At 70.0% G+C, this 21,095-nt stretch carries 17 protein-coding genes, 1 tRNA gene and 2 pseudogenes; 6 read left to right on the top strand and 14 right to left on the bottom strand.

The window, feature by feature from the left end; genetic code table 11:
• Positions 1-30: 30 nt before the first annotated feature.
• The 8 genes from ACGFZS_RS10570 to ACGFZS_RS10535 all read right to left on the bottom strand — a co-directional run bounded on the left by ACGFZS_RS10570 (position 31) and on the right by ACGFZS_RS10535 (position 8,037).
• On the bottom strand, positions 31-1,686 hold the full coding sequence (locus tag ACGFZS_RS10570; RefSeq protein WP_393794767.1) for a long-chain fatty acid--CoA ligase: 1,656 nt from the start codon (positions 1,684-1,686) through the stop codon (positions 31-33).
• 187 nt (positions 1,687-1,873) lie between these two features.
• Positions 1,874-2,443, bottom strand: a complete 570-nt coding sequence (locus tag ACGFZS_RS10565) for a SigE family RNA polymerase sigma factor (protein WP_393794766.1) — start codon at positions 2,441-2,443, stop codon at positions 1,874-1,876.
• Between the two features lie 322 nt (positions 2,444-2,765).
• Positions 2,766-3,932: a lipid-transfer protein gene (locus tag ACGFZS_RS10560; protein WP_393794765.1), complete on the bottom strand. Its 1,167-nt coding sequence runs from the start codon at positions 3,930-3,932 to the stop codon at positions 2,766-2,768.
• A complete protein-coding gene (locus ACGFZS_RS10555; protein ID WP_393794764.1) occupies positions 3,929-4,453 on the bottom strand; it encodes a MaoC family dehydratase in 525 nt (174 codons plus the stop codon). The genes ACGFZS_RS10560 and ACGFZS_RS10555 overlap by 4 nt, the downstream gene beginning before the upstream one ends.
• Entirely contained in the window at positions 4,443-5,477 is a 1,035-nt protein-coding gene (locus ACGFZS_RS10550; protein WP_393794763.1) for an acyl-CoA dehydrogenase family protein, read from the bottom strand. The genes ACGFZS_RS10555 and ACGFZS_RS10550 overlap by 11 nt, the downstream gene beginning before the upstream one ends.
• A gap of 1 nt (position 5,478) precedes the next feature.
• Positions 5,479-6,405: a bifunctional MaoC family dehydratase N-terminal/OB-fold nucleic acid binding domain-containing protein gene (locus tag ACGFZS_RS10545; RefSeq protein ID WP_393794762.1), complete on the bottom strand. Its 927-nt coding sequence runs from the start codon at positions 6,403-6,405 to the stop codon at positions 5,479-5,481.
• Entirely contained in the window at positions 6,386-7,561 is a 1,176-nt protein-coding gene (locus tag ACGFZS_RS10540; protein WP_393794761.1) for an acyl-CoA dehydrogenase family protein, read from the bottom strand. The genes ACGFZS_RS10545 and ACGFZS_RS10540 overlap by 20 nt, the downstream gene beginning before the upstream one ends.
• A 158-nt stretch (positions 7,562-7,719) precedes the next feature.
• Positions 7,720-8,037, bottom strand: coding sequence for a hypothetical protein (locus ACGFZS_RS10535; protein ID WP_393794760.1), 318 nt, complete (start codon positions 8,035-8,037; stop codon positions 7,720-7,722).
• A 360-nt stretch (positions 8,038-8,397) separates the two neighbouring features.
• On the opposite strand from ACGFZS_RS10535, the gene ACGFZS_RS10530 reads away from it, so the two are divergent.
• A complete protein-coding gene (locus ACGFZS_RS10530; protein ID WP_393794759.1) occupies positions 8,398-9,312 on the top strand; it encodes a bifunctional DNA primase/polymerase in 915 nt (304 codons plus the stop codon).
• 101 nt (positions 9,313-9,413) lie between these two features.
• Here ACGFZS_RS10530 and ACGFZS_RS10525 read toward each other — a convergent pair whose 3' ends face one another.
• Positions 9,414-10,295: a GNAT family N-acetyltransferase gene (locus ACGFZS_RS10525; protein WP_393794758.1), complete on the bottom strand. Its 882-nt coding sequence runs from the start codon at positions 10,293-10,295 to the stop codon at positions 9,414-9,416.
• Positions 10,296-10,454: 159 nt separating this feature from the next.
• Positions 10,455-10,793, bottom strand: coding sequence for a cyclic-phosphate processing receiver domain-containing protein (locus ACGFZS_RS10520; protein ID WP_355710269.1), 339 nt, complete (start codon positions 10,791-10,793; stop codon positions 10,455-10,457).
• A gap of 2,575 nt (positions 10,794-13,368) precedes the next feature.
• Between ACGFZS_RS10520 and ACGFZS_RS10515 the strand changes: the two genes are divergently transcribed.
• A complete protein-coding gene (locus ACGFZS_RS10515; RefSeq protein WP_393794757.1) occupies positions 13,369-14,013 on the top strand; it encodes a class I SAM-dependent methyltransferase in 645 nt (214 codons plus the stop codon).
• Positions 14,014-14,052: 39 nt separating this feature from the next.
• On the opposite strand, the pseudogene ACGFZS_RS10510 reads toward ACGFZS_RS10515, so the two are convergent.
• A pseudogene (locus ACGFZS_RS10510) lies at positions 14,053-14,307 on the bottom strand (ATP-binding protein); the annotation flags it as partial.
• Between the two features lie 5 nt (positions 14,308-14,312).
• A complete protein-coding gene (locus ACGFZS_RS10505) occupies positions 14,313-14,672 on the bottom strand; it encodes a hypothetical protein (RefSeq protein WP_393794756.1) in 360 nt (119 codons plus the stop codon).
• A gap of 1,039 nt (positions 14,673-15,711) precedes the next feature.
• Here ACGFZS_RS10505 and ACGFZS_RS10500 point away from each other — a divergent pair.
• A pseudogene (locus ACGFZS_RS10500) lies at positions 15,712-15,885 on the top strand (GntR family transcriptional regulator); the annotation flags it as partial.
• Between the two features lie 168 nt (positions 15,886-16,053).
• Here ACGFZS_RS10500 and ACGFZS_RS10495 read toward each other — a convergent pair.
• A tRNA-Ser gene (locus ACGFZS_RS10495) sits at positions 16,054-16,138 on the bottom strand.
• A 60-nt stretch (positions 16,139-16,198) separates the two neighbouring features.
• Positions 16,199-17,707 carry a S1C family serine protease gene (locus tag ACGFZS_RS10490; RefSeq protein ID WP_393794755.1) on the bottom strand — a complete coding sequence of 503 codons (1,509 nt, stop codon included), beginning with the start codon at positions 17,705-17,707 and terminating at the stop codon, positions 16,199-16,201.
• 257 nt (positions 17,708-17,964) lie between these two features.
• Between ACGFZS_RS10490 and ACGFZS_RS10485 the strand changes: the two genes are divergently transcribed.
• From ACGFZS_RS10485 to ACGFZS_RS10475, 3 genes are all read left to right on the top strand, one after another.
• The gene (locus ACGFZS_RS10485; RefSeq protein WP_393794754.1) at positions 17,965-18,792 is read left to right on the top strand and encodes a glycerophosphodiester phosphodiesterase; all 828 of its coding nucleotides are present in this window, start codon (positions 17,965-17,967) and stop codon (positions 18,790-18,792) included.
• 205 nt (positions 18,793-18,997) lie between these two features.
• Entirely contained in the window at positions 18,998-19,681 is a 684-nt protein-coding gene (locus tag ACGFZS_RS10480) for an ATP-binding protein (RefSeq protein ID WP_393794753.1), read from the top strand.
• A 286-nt stretch (positions 19,682-19,967) separates the two neighbouring features.
• Positions 19,968-20,957 carry a DUF5926 family protein gene (locus tag ACGFZS_RS10475; protein ID WP_393794752.1) on the top strand — a complete coding sequence of 330 codons (990 nt, stop codon included), beginning with the start codon at positions 19,968-19,970 and terminating at the stop codon, positions 20,955-20,957.
• Positions 20,958-21,095: the final 138 nt, after the last annotated feature.

Below are 21,095 nucleotides of genomic sequence, written 5' to 3'. Positions count from 1 at the left end.
GCGCAGTTCCCCGACGGCGCTTCGGGGCGCTTACAGGCTGGTGACGTCCAGCTCGCCCTCGGCGTACCGCCTGCGCAGGACCTTCTTGTCGAACTTGCCCACGCTCGTCTTCGGCACCGCCTCGATCAGCGTCCAGCGCTCCGGCAGCTGCCACTTCGCGATCTTGCCCTCCTCGGCGAGGAAGGTCCGCAGGGTCTCGAAGGTCGCCGTGGAGCCCTCCCGCAGGACGACCGTCGCCAGCGGGCGCTCGCCCCACTTGTCGTCGGGGACGGCGACGACCGCCGCCTCGGCGATGTCCGGGTGGGACATCAGCGCGTTCTCCAGTTCGACCGAGGAGATCCACTCGCCGCCGGACTTGATGACGTCCTTCGCGCGGTCGGTGAGGGTGAGGAAGCCGTCGGGGGAGATGGTCCCGACGTCACCGGTCTTCAGCCAGCCGTCCTCGCTGAACTTGTCGTCGGGGCGCAGCGGCTCCCCGTCGGGGCCGTTGTAGTACGCGCCGGCGATCCAGGGGCCGCGCACCTCCAGCTCGCCCGCCGCCTCGCCGTCCCAGGGGAGGCGCTCCCCGCCCGGGCCGCTGAGCCGGGCCTCGACGGAGGCCGGGAAACGGCCCTGGGTGAGGCGGTACGCGAACTCCTGTTCCGTGCCCACCACATGGGCCGGCGGCCGGGCGATCGTGCCCAGCGGGGAGGTCTCCGTCATGCCCCAGGCGTGGCAGACCCGCATGCCGAGCTTGTCGAAGGCGGCCATGAGGGAGGGCGGACAGGCCGCGCCGCCGATGGTGACCTGGGTGAGGGAGGAGACGTCCCGGGGCCGGGCGGTGAGTTCGCCGAGCAGGCCCTGCCAGATGGTGGGGACGGCCGCCGCGTGCGTCGGGCGCTCGCTCTCGATCATCTCGGCGAGCGGGGCCGGCTGGAGGAAACGGTCCGGCATGAGGAGGTTGACGCCGGTCATGAAGGTGGCGTGCGGCAGACCCCAGGCGTTGACATGGAACTGCGGCACGACGACCAGGGACGTGTCCTGGTCGGTCAGGCCCATCGACTGGGCCATGTTGACCTGCATCGAGTGCAGGTAGATCGAACGGTGGCTGTACACCACGCCCTTGGGGTCGCCCGTGGTGCCGGAGGTGTAGCACATGGCGGCGGCCTGGCGTTCGTCCAGCTCCGGCCAGTCGTACGCGGTCGGCTTCCCGGCGATCAGGTCCTCGTACTCGTGCACCCGCGCGGTGGCGCCGGCGAGCGGCGAGCGGTCGCCCGGGCCGGAGACGACGAGGTGCTCGACGGTCGGCAGCTTGGACAGCAGCGGCGCGATCATCGGGATCAGCGAGCCGTTGACGACGATGACGCGGTCGGCGGCGTGGTTGACGATCCAGACCAGCTGTTCGGCGGGCAGCCGCAGATTGAGCGTGTGCAGGACCGCGCCCATGGAGGGGATCGCGAAGTACGCCTCGGTGTGCTCCGCGTTGTTCCACATGAGCGTGGCCACCCGGTCGTCGCCCCGGACCCCCAGGTCGTCGCGCAGGGCGTGGGCCAGCTGGGCGGCGCGGGCGCCGACCTCGGCGAAGCTGCGGCGGTGCGGTTCCGCCTCGCCCGTCCAGGTGGTCACCTGTGACTCGCCATGAATCCTCGACCCGTGGGTCAGGATCCTGGAGATCAGCAGCGGTACGTCCTGCATCGTGCTCTGCACGGCGTCCTCCCGGGGGCGTCATTGCCTACTCGGCGGTATCAGGGCTCCGCTGATTCTGCGCACATACCAGTCGGTATGTCACTAGGAGAAAGCCAACAAAGCCTGTCCGAAGGTTTCCGAGGGCTTCCGAGGGCCTTTCCGAGGGCTTCCCAAGGCTCTTGAAGGCTTCCGGACGCTGTCGGGCACGCTATCGGGCGAGGCCCAGCTCGGGGTCCTCGCGCAGTTTTCCGAGCGCACGCGACACCGCGGACTTCACCGTCCCCACCGACACCCCGAGCACCTCGGCCGTCTGCACCTCGCTCAGGTCCTCGTAGTAGCGCAGCACGACCATCGCCCGCTGCCGCGCGGGCAGTTTCATGATCGCCCGCCACATCGCGTCGTGCAGCGCCTGCCGCTCGGCCGGGTCGTCCGCGCCGCCCGCCGGCTCCGGCTCGGGCAGTTCGTCGCAGACGAACTCGTCCACCCGGCGCTTGCGCCACTGCGAGGTCCGCGTGTTGAGCAGGGCCCGGCGCACATAGCCGTCGAGCGCCCGGTGGTCCTCGATCCGCTCCCAGGCCACATACGTCTTGGCGAGCGCGGTCTGTAGGAGGTCCTCGGCGTCGCTCGGGTTCGCGGTCAGCGACCGGGCGGTGCGCAGCAGGACCGGCTGGCGGGCCATGACGTACGAGGCGAAGGAGGGGTAGGGGCGGGAGTGCGGACGGGTCTGCCTCGCCGAGACAGCGGCGTCCGAAGCGCTGGTGCAGACGGGTGTGGTCATGGCTCCACGCTATGAGCGAGCGATGTTCCGGCGGATCGGCCGCAGGTCCCGAAGCCGAGTCCGCCTCAGGTTGTAGGGGTGGGGTTGGCTACACCTCCTGAAGGTGGAGTACGAGCGCGGTACTCCTGCGGGTTTACCCCTGCGGGAGGGGTACGACGACGGCCACGGACCCGGTCGTCCGAGGCCACCGGGCTCGGGGCCGGGGTCTCAGGACTCGGGGCTGCGGGCTCGGGGGTGCGGGCTCGGGGGTGCGGGCTCAGGGCTCGGTGCTGCGGGCTCGGGGCTGCGGGCTCAGGGCTCGGTGCTGCTGCGAGCTCAGGGCTCAGCCGTCCGAGGTCAGGACCAGTCCCGACGTCGGTACGCCCGTGCCGGCCGTCACCAGGACCCGGTCCGCCCCGGGTATCGGGTTCGCGGCCGTGCCGCGCAGCTGGCGCACCCCTTCCGCGATCCCGTTCATCCCATGGAGGTACGCCTCCCCGAGCTGTCCCCCGTGGGTGTTCAGGGGCAGCCGCTCCTCGGCCACGAAGTCCGCCGCCTCCCCCCGGCCGCAGAACCCGAACTCCTCCAGCTGCATCAGCACGAACGGGGTGAAGTGGTCGTAGATGATCCCCACGTCGATGTCGGCCGGGGCCAGCCCGGAGGTCCGCCACAGCTGTCCGGCGACCACGCCCATCTCCGGCAGCCCGGTGAGGTCGTCCCGGTAGAAGCTGGTCATCTGTTCCTGCGCCCGGCCGGCGCCCTGCGCGGCGGCCGCGACCACGGCCGGCGGACGCTGCAGGTCGCGTGCCCGCTCCACCGAGGTGACGACGAGGGCCTGGCCGCCGTCCGTCTCCTGGCAGCAGTCGAGGAGCCGGAGCGGCTCGACGATCCAGCGGGAGGCCGCGTGCTCGGCGAGGGTGAGGGGACGGCCGTGGAAGTAGGCGGCCGGGTTGGTCGCCGCGTACTTCCGGTCGACGACCGCCACATGCCCGAACACCTCCGGGGTCAGCCCGTACGTGTGCAGATAGCGCTGCGCCGCCATCGCCACCCAGGACGCCGGGGTCAGCAGCCCGAACGGCAGCGCCCAGCCGAGCGCGGCCCCCTCCGCCGACGGCTCCCGGTGCTGCACGCCCGAGCCGAAGCGGCGGCCCGAACGCTCGTTGAACGCCCGGTAGCAGACCACCACCTCGGCGACGCCCGCCGCGATCGCGAGCGCCGCCTGCTGGACCGTGGCACAGGCCGCGCCGCCGCCGTAGTGGACCCGGGAGAAGAAGGACAGCTCGCCGATCCCGCAGGCCTGGGCGACGGTGATCTCCGGGCTGGTGTCCATCGTGAACGTCACCATCCCGTCGACGTCCGCCGGGGTCAGTCCCGCGTCGTCCAGCGCGGCCCGCACCGCCTCCGCCGCCAGCCGCAGCTCACTGCGCCCCGAGTCCTTGGAGAACTCGGTCGCCCCGATCCCCACGATCGCCGCCCGCCCGCCGAGCGAGTCCCGGCCCCGCACGCTCATGAGGCCTCCTCGTCGGTGACGGAGACGGTGACCGTGGTCCCGGTCTCGGTCTCGCTCCCGCTCCCGGTATCGGTTCCGGGGAGGGTGAGGGTCACCGTGCCGGTCACATGCTTGCCGATGGCGTTGGCGCCGACCACCCGGACCGTCACCGTCATGGTCCCCGCCCCCGCCCCCGTCCCCGGCCCCGGCCTCTCGTCCAGTTCCTCGATCCGGCCGGTCAACACCATCGTGTCCCCGGGATAGTTGGGCGCCCCCAGCCGGATGGCGACCTTGCGGAGCACCGCTGTCGGGCCGAAGTGGTCGGTGATGTAGCGGCCGACCAGGCCGTTCGTGGTCAGGATGTTCATGAAGATGTCCGGCGAGCCCTTCCGCCGGGCCAGTTCGGCGTCGTGGTGCACGTCCTGGTAGTCCCGGGACGCGATCGCCCCCGCCACGATCAGCGTCCGCGTGATCGGGATCTCCAGGGACGGCAGCTCGCTGCCCACACCCGGCCGTGTCGTCTCAGTCCCCTCAGTCCCCACGTGCGATCAACTCCCCCAGTTCCTGGAGCACTTCGCCCCCGCTGCCCAGATACGCGTCCAGCTGGCGCCCCCACAGGAAGTGCCGGTGCACCGGATGGTCGACGTCGGCACCCGCGCCGCCGTGCAGATGCTGGCCCGAATGCACGACCCGCTGTCCCGCCTCGGACGCCCACCAGGCGGCGGTCAGCGCGTGGGTGGCGTACGGCAGCCCCGCGTCCCGCCGCCAGGCCGCCTCGTACGCCGTCACCCGTATCGCCTCGGTGTCCATGTGCGCGTCGGCGGCCCGGAGTTGCACGGCCTGTCGGGTGGCGAGCGGCCGGCCGAACTGCTCGCGGGTGGTGGTGTGCGCGACGGCGCGGGCCAGGGAGCCCGCGCAGACCCCGGCCTGGAGTCCGGCGAAGGCGGTGCGGGCGGTGGCCAGGACGTCGGTGTAGGCGTCCACGGCGCCGAGCGGCTCGGCGGGGGCCTCGTGGAGCGTGAGCCGGCCCGCCGACCAGGGGGCGGTCAGCTCGATCTCCTCGACGCCGGTGGCGCCGGTGCCCTCGCCGAGAGGCACCAGCCACAGCAGCCGGCCGGCGTCGGCGACCAGGACATGGGTGGCGTCGCGCAGCCACGGGACGACGGGGACGGTGCCGCTCAGGCCACCGTGCGCGCAGGGTCGTAACCCCGCCTGGGCCGGGAACGCGCCGGTCACCACCACCGAGCCGTCCGCGATGCCCGGCAGCAGCCGCTCCCGCTGCTCGACCGTGCCGTGCGCGGCGACCGCCAGCTGTCCGTACACACAGCTCGCCGCGTACGGCACCTGGGCGGTGGTGCGCCCCTGTTCCTCCAGCAGCAGCACCAGTCCGAGGAGGCCCAGTTCCTCCACCGCGGCTACCAGCCCAGCCGCGGTGAGGGCCTTCCACAGCTGCGGGTCGCTGCCGGTGCCGGCGGCCCGCAGCCGCTCATGGGTGGCGAGGTCGGCGAAGATCCTGGCGGCCAGGTCGCGGGCCTCGGCCTGGGCCTCGGTGGGCGTGAAGTCCATGTCAGGCCTCCCCGCCGAGAGCGTCCACGGCCCGGAAGACGGGCAGGGTCGTCACCGTGCCGTCCTCCTCGTGGCGGAGGAACTCCACCCGGACCGGCAGCCCGATCCGCACCTTGTCGTACGGCACCCCCACCACGTTGCTCACCATCCGCACGCCCTCGGCGAGTTCGATGAGGCCGACCGCGTAGGGCGGGTCGAAGGCCGGGAAGGGCGGGTGGTGCATGACCACGTACGAGTAGACTGTGCCCGTGCCGGCCGACTCGACCGTGTCCCAGTCGAGGGAGCCGCAGGCGTTGCAGCCGGGCAGCCAGGGGTGGCGCAGGGTGCCGCAGCCCGCGCAGCGCTGGATGAGGAGGCGTCCTTCGGCCACGCCCTCCCAGAAGCCGGCGTTGTCCCGGTTGACCACCGGGCGGGGGCGTGGCGGAGCCTTGCGGGGCTTTCCGGCGGGCGCGTACTTGAGGATGCGGAAGCGGTGGGTACCGGCGAGGTCGTCGCCGACCCGGATGTCCGTGCGGGTGGTGACGAAATAGCCCGTGCCCAGCTTGGTCGTCTTCCGCGCGGAGACCGACTCGATCACCGTGTCGAAGACCACCTCGTCGCCCGGCCGCAGGGGCCTGAGGTACTCCTGTTCGCAGTCGGTGGCGACCACCGAGGTGCAGCCCGCCTCGTCGAGCAGGTTCATCAGCTCGTCGTACGCGCCGGTGCGCCCCTCGTGTCCGGACAGGCCGCCCATGGTCCACGCCTGGAGCATGGTGGGCGGGGCGATCGCGTCCGGCCCCTCGTACGCCGGGTTGGTGTCGCCCGTGGCCTCGCACCAGTGCCGGATCATGGGCAGGTTGACCGGGTCCTTGCCCACGCCGGCGACGGCGGCCGGCTGCCCCTCGTACGCCTTGAGCCGCGCTCCCGGCTCATCGCCCGCCCCGGTCACGGCCACCACCCCTCGGCATCCCGAGCCGCATGGTCGCGACGATCTCCCGCTGCACCTCGCTCACCCCGCCCCCGAACGTGTTGATCTGCGCCGCCCTGTTGAGCCGCTCCAGCTCGCCGTCCCCGAACACCCCCGGCGATCCGGACCGGACCCATCCGGCTTCGCCGACGATCTCCTGACACATGCGATACGTCGCGACTGTCGATTCCGTTCCCGCGAACTTCACCCCACTGGCCTCCGCGGGGGCCACCCGACCCGCCCCCGCATCCCCCACCAAACGCCAGCTGAGCAGGCGATTCGCCGCCAGCCGGGCATGCGCTTCGGCCAGCCGAAAACGAATCCACGGCTCGTCAACGCGGCGCCGCTCCGTCACCGGATCGGGGGTGCGGGCGGCGGTGAGCGCGGCCTCGTAGAAGTCCTCGGCCTGCATGCCGGTCGCGGCGAGCGCGACCCGCTCGTGGTTGAGCTGGTTGGTGATGAGCGACCAGCCGTCGTGCTCGGCGCCGACCAGGTTCCCGGCCGGGACGCGGACGCCGTCGTAGTAGGTCGCCGTCGTGATCTGGCCGCCCACCGTCTCGATCGGGGTCCAGGAGAACCCGGGCGCGTCGGTGGGGACCAGCAGGATCGAGATGCCGCGGTGCTTGGGCGCCTCGGGGTCGGTGCGGCAGGCCAGCCAGATCCAGTCGGCGTGCTGGGCGCCCGAGGTGAAGATCTTCTGCCCGTCGATCCGCCAGCCGTCGCCGTCCCGGACCGCACGGGTGCGCAGCGAGGCCAGGTCGGTTCCGGCGGAGGGTTCGCTGTAGCCGATGGCGAAGACCAGGTCGCCGCGGAGGATGCCGGGCAGGAAGCGGGCCTTCTGCTCGTCGCTGCCGTACTTCATCAGCGTGGGCCCGACGGTGTTGAGCGTGACCATCGAGACCGGCGCTCCGGCCCGGTACGCCTCGTCGAAGAACACGAACTGCTCGTCGGCGCCGCGGCCTTGACCGCCGTACTCGACGGGCCAGCCGAGGCCGAGCAGCCCGTCCGCGCCGATGCGCCGCAGCAGGGCACGGCGTTCGGCGGGGTCCTCGGGGGCGGGGGACGGGATCAAGGACCGGAAGTAGGCGCGGAGTTCGGCGCGCAGCCGCTGCTGGCGTTCGGTGGGGGCCAGATGCATGGTTTCTGACTGTCCGTCAGATACGGCCCACTGTCAAGGTCGAACGGGGCGGCGGAGGGGCCGGAAAACGCCTGCGCGGCGGTGCCGAAGCACCGCCGCGCGGACGTACTGCCCATCCCATCCCCACAGACCACACCCCACCAGGGCTCAGGCGGGGCCTACCACAGCTGGGTGAAGTGGACGGCGACGTTGTCGTTGCCCTGCTGGATGGCGGTCCAGGCGGAGCCGTTGACCTGAGCGGTGTTGCTCTGGTTCGTGGCGCCGTTGCCCACCGCGTTCTGCTGCGTGGTGGAGGAGTTGCCGCTGTTGTTGTGGCCGACCCCGCTGCCGATGATGCCCGCCGAGCCGGCGTTGGCGCTCGATCCGTTGCCCGCGATGGCACCGTTGTCAGCGGCCGCGACCCCGGCGAAGAGCGCGGCGGCGAGCGGGAGGGCGGAGACGGCGGCGAGAACGCGTGCGGTACGGATGCTTGCCATGTTGTTTCCTCTCAGAGCCCGGCTGTGCCGGAAGTACGTCAAGTAATGCTCTTTCCGGGGCAGTTGGCCGACCGCCTCGGTGGTTGTCATCGACGTCGCGAGATCAGAATTGCCCACCGAATCCCCGGCGAACCAGTCCGGAAGCCCTCATTCGCCCTCAAGCGTGATGACAAGTCGATAAACTCCTTTCGCCATCTTTGGTCGACACCGACCCCAGCCATGACCAATCCGGGCATCACCCCCTCCAAGCCCCCCAAGGGGAGAACCGTTCCGGCGCCGCTTTCCGGCCAACCGGCACCCGTCGGCGTGTCCCGCCCTCTCCCCCTTCCCTTTTTCGAACGTACGTACGAACATGGAGTCATGGCCATCACCGACCGGCAGGCGACAACCCTGGCCCTCGCACACGCCCTGTCAGCCGCCGAGCGCGGCCTGGCCGTCATCCCCCTGTCCCGCACCAAGCTCCCGGCCCTGCGCTCCCCGCACCGCGACGCGCCCGGTTCTTCGAACAACGCCGCCGCACCCCACGACCGCCCGGAACCGACGGCGCCGCCCTGCCACGGCGAGTGCGGCCGCCCCGGCCACGGGGTGTACGACGCCACCAGCGACCCGGCCCGCATCCGCGAGCTGTTCGCCGCGGCGCCCTGGGCGACCGGCTACGGCATCGCCTGCGGACTGCCCCCGCACCGCCTCATCGGCGTCGACCTCGACGTGAAGTCCGGTACGGACTCCACCTCGGCCCTGCGCGAACTGGCGCTGCGGCACCTGTTCACCATCCCGCCGACGGTCGTCGTGCTCACGCCGAGCGGCGGCCGCCACCTCTGGCTGACCGGGCCGCCGGACGTCGTGGTCCCCAACTCGGCGAGCCGCCTGGCGCCCGGCATCGACATCCGGGGCGCCGGCGGCTACCTGGTCGGCCCCGGCTCCCGCACCGACCAGGGCCTCTACGCCACCGCCCCCGGCACCGCGCACCTGGTCCCGGCCCCCTGCCCGCCCTCCCTGCTCCGCCTGCTCCTGCCACCCCCGCGCGCGGCCCACCCGGCCACCCACCCCTCGGTCGGCAACCGCGGCCAGGGCCTGGTCCAGTTCGTCCTCTCCGCCCACGAGGGCCAGCGCAACACCCGACTGTTCTGGGCGGCCTGCCGCGCCTACGAGAACGGCATCGGCCGCGCCCTGCGGGCCCCCCTGATCGACGCGGCCGTTCACACGGGCCTGACGGAGGCCGAGGCCCGCGCGACGATCGCCTCGGCCGCGCGGATGACGGGCCACCGCCCCTGACACCCGCCGCGCACCGAACGCGGAGACCGCATGCGTAAGGGGTGCCCTCCCTGGAGGAGCACCCCTTACACCCGTTCACGACGACGGTGGCCGGCAGCCGCTCAGTCGGCGTCCGCCCCGGCAGGCGAGAAGTCGTACGCGCACCAGTCGGCGAGCCGGACGTATCCGAGGCGCTGGTAGAGGGCGTTGCTGGTGGGGTTGGACTGGTCCGCGAACAGGACGACGTCCGTGGCTCCGGCGGCCCGCGCGGCCCGGCTCACCTCCGCCGCCACCGCACCCGCGTAGCCCCGGCCGCGCAGGTGTGCCGGGGTGTAGACGATGTCCACCTGGATCTGGCCGCCGATCAACGGGTTCATGCCCGCGACGGAGACGGGGGTGCCGTCCGGGGTCTCCCAGAGCGTGTAGCGCTTGTCGGCGAAGCGGGTGTCGCCCCACGTGCCGGCGTCGATGACCACATCCTCCCCCACCGATCTGGCGAACTCCCCGCACCAGAACATGACTTCCTCAAGGTCCTCCTCACCAAGGACGCGGGCCCGTCCCGCCGGCATCGGGTCGGGTGGCGTGAGCGTGCCGAGGCCGTACAGACGCACCCGGGTGTCACGGATTCCGGGCGTCGCACCGGTGTGCCGCTGCCAGGCCTCGGCGAACGCGGTCGCCGTGCCGTGATCGGCACCGACGGAAGGAAGATCGTGACCGAGCCCGGCCAGGTGCGCGGCGAGGGAGTCGGCCTGCTCGGGCGTGAGGGGCGACAGACCCAACGCACGGGGCGGAAGGTGGTAGAAGGTGGCCCGCACCTCACCCGCCCGCTCCAGCAGGCCGAAGACCGCAGTCTCGCCGCCGAACGCCCCCGCCCCCCGCTTCCGCACTCTCTCGGCCCAGGTCAGCTGCATCACGTGCGGCCCGGGCCGCGAACGCAGAAAGGCCCCTGCCCGGGCGAGAAAGTCGTCGACGTCTTCGGTTAACTGCCAGTCGGCTGAGCGCATACCTGATGCTTTCCCACCCCCGGCACACGCGTCCAGAGAAGACGCCCGCAGGCCCGGACCTCAGCGAATGGTCAGCCCAGGAGCACGGCAGCTTGAAGAACGTCACCGATGTCCATCGTCGACCTGATAAGGATGAGGCCAGACCTCAACATCAGATTCCTAGGCCGTCGCCCGCCGGACCTGGTAGTTCCAGCGTGTGAGCGACCGGACGACGGTCTCGGCGCCAATGGGGTTGGCGCTGTGCACGAAGACCGTTCCGATTCGGAAGGGCCGTCCATGGAAAGCGGCTTCTTCCATGAGGGTCACCACGGGCAAGATGCTGTCGTCGCCGCCGAGGTCGTGGTCGAGCCAGAGTTCGTCGATGAAGGTGTCGCGGTGCTCCTGCAGGAGCTTGACACCTTCGCCGCTGGTGCGCGCGATCTGCGTGGCCCAGGGCAGCGGCCGGAGGTCGTCGATGCCAAGGATGACGGGCGTCGGTGCGGGCGACTCTTCTTTCACCCGCCCATCATCACAGCGCCGTCGCGGCGGGCCCAACAGCGAGGACGACATAGCCGACGCTACGGATCAGAAGGTTGCGCATCCGCTGCGGCAGCCCGGTCACAGGCCGGGCCGTCTCGGTTCCGTCTCATTCAGCGCCGTACATGGGCGTTCAGCCCGGACCACACAGGGCAACTGAGTCATGGACCGGCCGGCCGTGAACGCAGGTGAACGGCACTGCACGAGCCCCGCGCCGACGTACTGACCGGCGTGCGCCTGCATCGTCTGACGCCGCCGATCGTGCGCCCTGCCCCGTGCCGGCTCCATGTCACACGCTGGATGCCCGGACGCGCAGCGAACCAACGGGAAGGGGACAGACCGTGGGTGAGTGGAAGCAGGGGAAGTGCGGGTGGCCTACGGCGGCCGGCGGTCGTTGTCAGAACAAGACGCTGAAGGGCACTGCGCGTTGCCACCTCCATCAGGGGGACTGGACGAAGCGCGGCCAGGCCGAGCTGAAGAAGCGTGCGAGCAAGCGCCGTAAGAAGTGATCCGTGCGCGGTCCGAGACCTCTCGGCGGCTGTTGGAGGGGGGGTGGTGTCGAAGCTTCACAAGCTCCCGGACCGACGTGGCTCGGGGATCTCTTCTGAGCCACCCCCCTTGGTCGCGCGCTCTCCTTGCCGAGACAGCAGACCGACCCAACACTCCGCACCGTACCGGTGGCCACTGACAACGCCGTGCACCACTGGCGCACCAGATCGAGCGGTGAACAGCGGTGAATCTCGGGGAAAGCGCCCAGCCCGACGACGAGGCCGGTCAACCGTTTGCCCAGCTCAGTGTCCCAACCGCCCCCGAAATGCCTCAGCTTCCCAAGCTGAGGAACCAACAGCTACCCAGCGAGCGCGTTGACCGCGATACCAGCACCCACGAGGCCGAAGGCTGAGAGACCCGCGATCCATACGGAATAGGCGCGCGGACGGGCTACGCGCGGCATGGGCACTCCAAGCTGGGTACATCGGTCGTTCAATGGTCTGTGGAGCGCCTCCCACCCCTGGTCTCGCTCGAACCTCTCCAACCACACCGCGTCCGCGATCGCACTGAGTCGGTGCCTCATCAGCAGCTCAACGGACATGAAGGCGACCACCACCGAGAGAAGTCCAGACCCGAGCCGCGCGAGTTGACCGGATCCAGGCCCGAGGCCAATCGTCATCAGGAACGCCTGGGCCGTCAGAGCAATGCCCGGTACCTGCCAGACCGTCTGATCGAGACCCGCATGCCGGGCTGCGACAACTTGGTACATGACCAGGCGCTCGTCCGGACTCGGCTGCGTCGTCGTCTGCGCCCCCGATGCTCGGCGTTGGAGAAAAAGCTCTACTCATGACTGATACCAACGAGAGACGGCAAACATCCCGCGGGACCCTGGGGTATCCGCACCGACGTGCCAGACTTTCGCGAGGGGGACGCACAACCAGCCCACTAGGGGGACGGCCATGTCGATATCGTCTGCCGGCCTCCTGCTTTCGATGCTGGTTCTGGTCGGGGCACTCTGGCTTATGTGCGTTTCCCTAGTCCTTCACGGCCTGCTTCTCGGACGTTTGCCGGGCCAATGGCCACAGCGCCACGTTCGACAGCCGAGGCTCTGGGGAGCGGGGGCTCTACTCGATGCGTGCAGCGGGTTCGACCATGCATCTTTGTCAGTGTTCGGAATCGGCCTTATTGCCTTGGGCCATGCAGTGAAGCGAACTTTGTGATCATCTGAAGGCAGTGGGCTCGTGCCAGATCCGGTGGGGAATTACGGGGAACACCGGGGAACCACCGGCCTGGCCGCCAGGCACCGATACCCTTCCATCGCAGTTCAGCCAAGCAGGGCACCCTGGATCGCCTCAGCTTCCCAAGCTCATTGCCTGACTGCGGCATGCAGAGTCGTCGCCGAACTTGAGGAGACAATCGCCACACAGGCGCCGCCAGCTCCTGAAGCCTAAGAATACCCGCGATTGTCAATTACGGTCAGATCCAAAGGATCGTAGAGAAGCGCTCCGCGGATGCGGACCTGTTCCGTCAGCGGCGTGAAGGTGACCCTGAATCCATTTCCAGGGGGGACGGAATACATACAGGGCTCGTCGAGCGTGAAGGGCTGGACCATCTGATCATGGCTCCATTTTATTGACTCGGGCGGACGCTGATTCCTGCCCAGCAATATCACTTTGATTGGGAGGGCGCCCATGTTGTCGACATAAGCATGAGTACGCCCGTCAGGATCCACCCTGACCCAGTAGGACACCTGACTGATCAACTCAGCGCGTAGACGCGCCTGATCACGCAATAGGACTACTAGTCCCAAAACCCCAGTCAATCCGCACGTCGGCATGATAGGCGAACGTCTTGTCTCCCAACAGGGAGCGTACTGCCGGCAGTTGCGGTGCCTGGGCCGCATCCGACCCGTTGCCTGACTCTGACCTCGGTAACCGGCCCCGGCATGTTGGCTTCAGGCAGCCCCATTCGACGAAGATCCTGTGGTGGTGCCTTTACGTCTTCAAGTGGCCCCGTTTCTTGCCTTGTTCTGGGACCACTTGTGCTTGAGCCCGCTAGGGTTCGGGTCATGGCAATCGATGAGGATGCTCTTCTGGCGGAGCAGGTTGCTTACTACCGAGCCCGTGCGCCCGAGTACGACCGGGTCTATGCCGAGCGTGAGGATCTGCGCGAGTTGCTGGCCGTGGCCGACGAACTCCCGATCACTGGAGACGTGCTGGAGCTGGCCTGCGGAACGGGACAGTGGACGGGGGCGCTGGCCGCGCGGGCGCGCTCGGTGACCGCGGTCGACGCATCACCGGAGGTGCTGGGCATCGCGCGAGCGCGGACAGCCTCTGTCAATGTCCGGTTCGACCGGGCCGACGTGTTCAAGTGGCGGCCTCCGCGCCGCTTCGACACTGTGTTCTTCGCCTTCTGGCTCTCGCATGTTCCGCCGTCCCGGTTGGGCGATTTCTGGGACACCGTCGCTGCCGCACTCACGCCGAACGGCAAAGCGGTCTTCGTCGACGAGGGCCCCGCCGCGGCCTCCCGTGAGGAAGTGGCCGCGGAGGTGCGCCGGCTCGACGATGGCAGCCAGTACCGCATCGTGAAGGTACTCCATGATCCTGCGGCACTCACCGGCGAGCTCGCCGCGTTCGGGTGGTCGGCCGACATCCGGCTGCGGGAGGAGTTCATCGTCGGCATCGCAGAGCCACGTCCCGTTGCCGTCAACTAGGCACGCCCAGCAGACTAATTGAGCTTCTCCCACGGTGATCTACTGCGGCACGCCGTTCTGCTTGGCATTGGAACGGGCCAGGCGGTAGGACTCGCTACCGGTCTCGATGAGGGTGGCGTTGAAGGTGAGGCGGTCCACGATCGCCGCGCAGAGCCGTGGGTCGGTGAAGGTCCGGCTCCAGCCGGTGAAAGCCTCGTTGGAGGCGATCGCGATGCTGCTCTTCTCCTCACGCTCAGTGAGAACCTGAAAGAGCATTTCCGCCCCACGGCGATCGAGTTCGAGATAGCCGAGCTCTTGTCTCAAGAGCTCCGCTTGGCTTTGCGCCCTTCCATTCGCCTGCGAGCTTCCTCCGTGGCGGCGGCCCACTTCATGTTGATCTCTTCGGGTCGCTGGTGACCGCATTCGATGATGTTCCCCGCTCGGTCAGTCACCTGCGCGTAGCAGTCACCGTTGTCGATCCAGACGGTGATGTTCTCGATTCCTGCCGCCCGGTCCTCGTCGTTCACCCAGCTGGTGACAGAGAAGGCCTGATCGTCGCCGGTGTAGTCCGACTGGATCCGGAAGACCTCTCCCGGCGCCAGCCAGCGATCCTCGCCCAGCGGCTCCAACCACACGATGAGCCGGCCCGCGTTGTCGTTGCGAACCTCCATGACAGCCATGACCGCACGATATGTGCTCCGCGCTGAGGCATGTCAGCGGGGTGGTGGCGTCGCGGTCAGGCTGCTTTTCCAATGCCGCCGCGGCATTGTCGCTGAGTTCGTCGGCGCGGGCGAGCGCACTACGGAGCCGTTCGATCTCGAGTTCTCGGGCAGCGATCTGCCCGGCCGGCTCCCGGGCCTCGCGGGCCCGGGTCAGCGCTCGCATATGGCTGGCGATCACCAGGCGGAACGTCGGGGCGGCGCTCTTCTTGTGCTGCGCGGTCGAGTACGTGGTCTGCGATCCGCGCAAGATCGTTTGGGTGGAGGCGCCTCACTCTTACGAGGGCCAGAAGCACTGTGGCCTCGCTTCAGCAGCTCTCCGATCTCTGCGCCAGGTCTATCCAGGAATCCAATGGCACACCGGCGGCGGACATTTCCGGGAGGCTGAGCCCCTCTGGAGTTCCGTCGGCGTCGGCGTGCCCGACGGTTACACCCAGCGGGGAAGGTGCCGTCGTGTAGAACCGTGGCGAGCGCGATGAACACGACGCTCCCTGCTCTGTGACCCGGGAACCCAATAAGGCCGCCCGTCTCAGTTTCCGTCTCGTTCAGCCGCGTTCACCGCCGTTCATACGAGACCGGGAGTCGGGTGCAGCCAGCGAGCGAACAGCCAACGAACCCAGGTGAACGTCATCGGACGACGTCCACCACCCCACCACCACGGTTGGAAAACGTGGTGGCGCAAGTGCAGCGGCACCGCTCCGTTGGAATCATGAGTTCATCTGTCGGTCGACGAGCCATCGCGCCTGGGCTACATCGCCGCTGCCCACGGTCAGGCCTGCTCTGGCGGCGGCGTAGAAGCGGTCCCGGCGTTCGTCAGCGCGTCGCACGGCAACTGTCCAGTCGAAGTCGTCGTCGGCGACACCACGGCGCTGCCTGTTCCAGTTGCAGCCCCGCCCAACGCCAATCCCGGCGGCAGCGACCGTGTCCGCGTCACCCAGCAGAAGTACCCCCTCCCATACTTTGGTCCGCTGAGCATCCGCCTGGGCAATCAACTCAAGCCCCGCGACCCGATCAATCCGAAGAAGCCTCACTCCTCGGCATCCAGAAGGCCGCACTCGTCACCCACATCCGGCGGACCTACTACAGCGACCAGGGACGGCCCGTCGAGACCGAGGGCATCATCGTGCCCGCCGCCCACTGCGAGATCGTCTACGAGATTCCCATCAACCGGTAGGCGACAGCCCCCTCAGGCCATGATCCAGGGCCTACACGCCGTGCCCCGGTCGTGCCCCTCCCGTGCCCGATAGAGCGGGAAACCAAGGGGAACAGCGGTGTCCCACGGGCACCGCACACACCAACGGCCCCCGACCGTCTTGCCTGGTCAGGGGCCGTTCGTATCAAGCGGTGGGTGTGGGATTTGAACCCACGGTGACTCGCGCCACGACGGTTTTCAAGACCGTTCCCTTAGGCCGCTCGGGCAACCCACCCCGCGTCGACCGAGATCGGCGCGGGGAACAGAGTAACCGGTTCGTGCGGGCGGGTGGGGGTCAGTTGTCGCCGACGCGGGAGCCGAGGGTGAGGGTGACGGTGTGTTCCGAGCCGCCTCGCTTGTAGGTGATCTGGACCTTGTCGCCGGGCTGGTGGGTCCAGATCTCGCCGATCAGGGTCGGGCCGCTGTCGATCACCGAGTCGTCGAGCTTGGTGATGACGTCGCCGGGCTTGAGGCCGGCCTTGTCCGCGGGGCCGCCCGACTCGACCGCGGCGGCGCCGCCCGAGCCGGAGTCGGTGATCTGCGCGCCGGACGTGCCGTCCTCCAGGGAGACCGACGCGCCGATCTTCGCGTAGACCGGCTTGCCGGTCTTGATCAGCTGCTGGGCCACGTACTTGGCCTGGTTGATCGGGATGGCGAAGCCGAGGCCGATCGAGCCCGACTGGCCGCTGCTGCCCAGGCCGCCGCTGGAGGCGGACTGGATCGCGGAGTTGATGCCGATCACCGCGCCGGAGGAGTCCAGCAGCGGGCCGCCGGAGTTGCCCGGGTTGATGGAGGCGTCGGTCTGCAGGGCGCTCATGTAGGACGCCTTGCTGCTGGCGCTGCCGTCGCTGGAGGCGACCGGGCGGTTCTTGGCGCTGATGATGCCCGTGGTGACCGTGTTGGACAGGCCGAAGGGGGCGCCGATGGCGATCGTCTCGTCGCCGACGGCCACCTTGTCGGAGTCGCCCAGGGCGAGCGGCTTCAGGTCCGACGGCGGGTTCTTGAGCTTGATCACCGCGACGTCGTAGCCCTGCGCGTGGCCGACGACCTCGGCCTCGTACTTCTTGCCGTCCGGGAACGTCGCGGTCAGCTTGCCGCCGTCGAGGGAGTCCGCCACCACGTGGTTGTTGGTGATGATGTGGCCCTGCTTGTCGAAGACGAAGCCGGTGCCGGTGCCACCCTCGCCGCTGGTGCTCTCGGACTCGATGGTGACCGTGCTGGGCAGCGCGTTGTGCGCGACCGCCGCGATGGTGCCGGCGGCGCGCTTGACCTGGGTGGCGCCGCCGTCGGTGGTGGCGGAGACGGTCGTCGAACCGCCGTCGTCGTTGTTCTTGGCCAGCGTGTAGCCGAGGCCGCCGCCGAGGCCGCCCGCGACCAGCGCGGCCACCAGGACGGCGGCGATCAGACCGCCGCGCCCGCCGCCCTTCTTCGGCGCGGGCTGCGGCTGCTGGTACGGCTGGTTCGCATGGTCGTAGGTCTGGTGCGCCTGGTCGTACGACGATCCCCAGCCGGTGCCGGGGGCGGCACCCGCGGCCGCGCCCGCGCCGGCGTCCGCGTAGGAAGGGGTCGCCGGGGGCGGAGGCGGCCAGGAGCCCTCCGGAGCCTGCGGCGGGGCCGCGTAAGGGCCACCCGCGGGGGCGGGCGGGGCCGCGTAGGGGTCGTTTGCGGGAGCGGGCGGAAGCGGTGCGGTCGGCGCGTCCCCGCCGGATGCGGCCGGCTGCGGGGGAGCAGCGGGAGAGGCCGGCGGCACAGGAGGTGCGGACGGGGCCGGAGGTACCGGGTTGCCCTCGTTCTCGGTGCTCACAGCTTTTCTCCTCGATCCACGGCTGTTCTTCTCGGTCGCACTCGGTCACGCTCTTTCACGCTTGCTGTCGGTCCGGCGCGATTCAGCTGTGCATGTGCTTTTGTATGCCGTCAGCTTTTCCCACAGGCCGTCAGAGCACCATAAGCGGTGGCTGTGGGTACACGGACAACCTTTATATAGGGCCTGTCCGACAAAAGTTCCCTTTGCTGGCATCCGGGATGCCCCCACGTACGGCCACTCGGTGGCACCATGTCGCGGTGACCCACGCACTACGCCACCGCGTCCAGGTCGTCGCGCACCGCGGCGCCTCCGAGGACGCCCCCGAGCACACGCTGGCCGCCTACAAGAAGGCCATCGAGGACGGCGCCGACGCCCTGGAGTGCGACGTACGCCTGACCGCCGACGGCCATCTGGTCTGCGTCCACGACCGACGGGTCAACCGTACGTCCAACGGTCGCGGCGCGGTGTCGGCCCTGGAGCTGGCGGAGCTGGCCGCCCTGGACTTCGGCGCGTGGAAGAAGAGCCCGGCCTGGCGGGGGCGGGACGAGGAGCCGGACTGGGAGTTCCGGCCGGAGGACCGCGCGGACACCTCCGTACTGACGCTGGAGCGGCTGCTGGAGCTGGTCGCGGACGCCGGGCGGCGGGTGGAGCTGGCGATCGAGACCAAGCACCCCACGCGGTGGGCGGGGCAGGTCGAGGAGCGGCTGCTGGTCCTGCTCAAGCGGTTCGGGCTGGACGCCCCGGCGACGGCCGCCGAGTCGCCGGTGCGGGTCATGAGCTTCTCCGCGCGGTCGCTGGCCCGGGTACGGACGGCCTCGCCGACACTGCCGACGGTCTATCTGCTGCAGTTCCTCTCGCCGAGGCTGCGCGACGGGCGGCTGCCGGCGGGTGTGCGGATCGCGGGGCCCTCGATCAGGATCGTGCGCAACCACCCCGCGTACATCGAGCGGCTGAAGCGCAACGGCCACCAGGTCCACGTGTGGACGGTGAACGAGCCGGAGGACGTCGATCTGTGCGTGGAGCTCGGTATCGACGCGATCATCACCAACCGGCCGGCGGCGGTGCTGGAGCGGCTGGGGCGGTGAACCGGGGCCGGTCCTGAGTAGGGCTCAGATAAAAAGTCACGTAAGGACGCTCCCGCACCCCTTGACCCGACAGCTCACTCACACCATCCTCACTTCTCGGCCACACCATCGAAATCCAGCCACACGACGCCCTATCCGGGGGATACGGCGACGACCCGTCACAGGGAGTGCTCCGGCGCGTTCGGTACGTATTCGTTCGTTGCGAATGCGTCACCGGACATTCATTGGCCGGTTTCCGGTTCAGGCCGATGGGGCATCCACACCGTGGCGTGGGGCAAAGGAGGTCTCGGGGGTGGCGTTGGTGGTGGCACAGGAGGTGCCCACGTCGTCGAGCATGGCCGTACCCCATGGCCCTGCGGGCGTGGGGAAGGCGAGACACCGTATGCGCGATCAGTTGCGCACCGGTGGCGTGTCGGAAGCGGTCATCGACGATGCCGTACTGATCCTTTCCGAACTTTTGAGCAACGCCTGCAAACACGGGCGCCCCTTGGGGGACGCACTGGCCGGGGACGGCGACGTCCGGGCCGCCTGGCGGGTGGACACGCGCGGCCGGCTGATCGTCGAGGTGACGGACGGCGGCGGCCCGACCCGCCCGGCCCCCATGACCCCCTCGGTCACGGCGCACGGCGGTCGCGGGCTGAACATCATCACGGCGCTGGCCGACGACTGGGGTGTCCGGGACGACGCCCGGGGCGAGGTCACCGTGTGGGTCGTGGTCCACAAGGACGTGCACCACCAGGACGTGCGCCGTCACGAAACGCGCCGTCCGGAGGTCGGCCGCCAGGACACCGGGGAGCGCCGCGATGCCTTCGCCGCGCGCGTCATGACGCCCTCGGCCCCGGAGATGACCGAACTGGACTTCGCGGACGCGTTCGACGACCTGGACTGACCGGACCCAGCAACCGCCCGGACCCAGCAGACCGACCGGACCGACCGGACCGACCGGGCCCAGCAGACCGACCGGACCGACCGGGCCCAGCAGGCCGAACAGACCGACCGGGCCCAGCAGGCCGAACAGACCGACCGGGCCCAGCAGGCCGAGCAGATCGACCGGGTCCCGTGCCCCTGGATGTGCGGTCCGTGTCGGCGCCGTCGTCCACAGGTTCCCGTGGCCCGGGGCGCGAACGGCTAGGCTCCCGCCCGTACGAGACGAGCCGTAACCGGGAGACACCCAGATGGCCAAGAAGCGACCCCAGACGACGGCCACGCGGCCGCAGCTCAGCGATGCCGCCCGCGCCGAAGGCGCTGAAGTGAACTATCCGGTTGTCGGTGCCCGTGAGCCCTGCCCCTGCGGCAGCGGCCGGCGCTACAAGGCGTGCCACGGCCGGGCGGCCGCGCACGCGGCGACCGAGCTGGTGCACCGCCCGTTCGAAGGGCTGGCCGGCGAGGGCGACTGGGTGGCGCTGCGCGAGCTGGTGCCCGCCGCCACGGTCGAGCTGACCCTGAAGGACGGCCTGCCCGAGGGCGTCCCGTCGGTCACGCTCGCGACGGTGCTGCCGATGGCCTGGCCGGCGCTGCGCCGCGACGACGGCACGGTCCTCATCGGCCTGCAGAACGACACGGCCTCCGGCGACATCAGCCGCGACCTCGCCGACACCCTCCAGCGCGCGCTCGCCGCCGAGCCGGGCACCCCGGTGCAGGGCCGCCGCGCCCCCGCCGACAGCCCCCGGCTGCAGGACCTGCTCGACCCGAAGGGCCCGTTCGAGCCAGTTGTGCACGACGGCTTCGAGTTCTGGGTGCAGGACGCGGAGAACGCCACCCCGGACGTGACCGCCTCCCTGGAGCGGGCCAACGCGGCGGCCATCCCGACGGTGAAGCTGACCGGCGTCGACTCCGCCTACTGGTGCGAGACGCCCGAGAAGAACCATCTGCGGTGGGTCATGCCGTATCCCGAGGAGCAGCTTCTGGACGCTCTCGCGCGGCTGCACGCGGCGGGCCGGTCCAGCCTCGGCGAGGGCACCCGGCTGGTCGGTTCCTTCCGCGCCCACGGGCTCACCGTGCCGGTCTGGGACCTGCCGAGCGGGGTCGGCGCGGAGGACGTGGAGAAGCCGGCCGCCGAGTTCGCGGAGCGGCTCACGACCGCTCTGGCCTCGACAACACCGCTCACGGCGGACGAGCGCCGGGCCCGTGGCGGGCTGACCAACCGACAGGTCACGCTCAGCTGACGATCAGCACGGGCAAAGGGTCGCGGGGGGGGGGGCGGGGGGCCCCCCCCCCCCGGGGGGGGTGGGGGGGGGGGGGGGGCGGCGCGCCCCGCGGCCCCGGGGCGCCACGCACTCTCTGGTGCTGAGGCTGAGTGTCGC

Source organism: Streptomyces sp. NPDC048288, assembly GCF_043201555.1.
GTDB lineage: Bacteria > Actinomycetota > Actinomycetes > Streptomycetales > Streptomycetaceae > Streptomyces.
This window is presented reverse-complemented; position numbering and strand designations above follow the sequence as displayed.

Excerpts from the sequence above, each read along its gene's own strand:
- ACGFZS_RS10550 (WP_393794763.1), bottom strand. The coding sequence starts at position 5,477 with ATGGACTTCACGCCCACCGAGGCCCAGGCCGAGGCCCGCGACCTGGCC.
- ACGFZS_RS10525 (WP_393794758.1), bottom strand. The coding sequence starts at position 10,295 with ATGCGCTCAGCCGACTGGCAGTTAACCGAAGACGTCGACGACTTTCTC.
- ACGFZS_RS10480 (WP_393794753.1), top strand. The coding sequence starts at position 18,998 with ATGCGTCACCGGACATTCATTGGCCGGTTTCCGGTTCAGGCCGATGGG.
- ACGFZS_RS10530 (WP_393794759.1), top strand. The coding sequence starts at position 8,398 with ATGGCCATCACCGACCGGCAGGCGACAACCCTGGCCCTCGCACACGCC.
- ACGFZS_RS10505 (WP_393794756.1), bottom strand. The coding sequence starts at position 14,672 with ATGGCTGTCATGGAGGTTCGCAACGACAACGCGGGCCGGCTCATCGTG.
- ACGFZS_RS10535 (WP_393794760.1), bottom strand. The coding sequence starts at position 8,037 with ATGGCAAGCATCCGTACCGCACGCGTTCTCGCCGCCGTCTCCGCCCTC.
- ACGFZS_RS10565 (WP_393794766.1), bottom strand. The coding sequence starts at position 2,443 with ATGACCACACCCGTCTGCACCAGCGCTTCGGACGCCGCTGTCTCGGCG.
- ACGFZS_RS10560 (WP_393794765.1), bottom strand. The coding sequence starts at position 3,932 with ATGAGCGTGCGGGGCCGGGACTCGCTCGGCGGGCGGGCGGCGATCGTG.
- ACGFZS_RS10540 (WP_393794761.1), bottom strand. The coding sequence starts at position 7,561 with ATGCATCTGGCCCCCACCGAACGCCAGCAGCGGCTGCGCGCCGAACTC.
- ACGFZS_RS10475 (WP_393794752.1), top strand. The coding sequence starts at position 19,968 with ATGGCCAAGAAGCGACCCCAGACGACGGCCACGCGGCCGCAGCTCAGC.
- ACGFZS_RS10515 (WP_393794757.1), top strand. The coding sequence starts at position 13,369 with ATGGCAATCGATGAGGATGCTCTTCTGGCGGAGCAGGTTGCTTACTAC.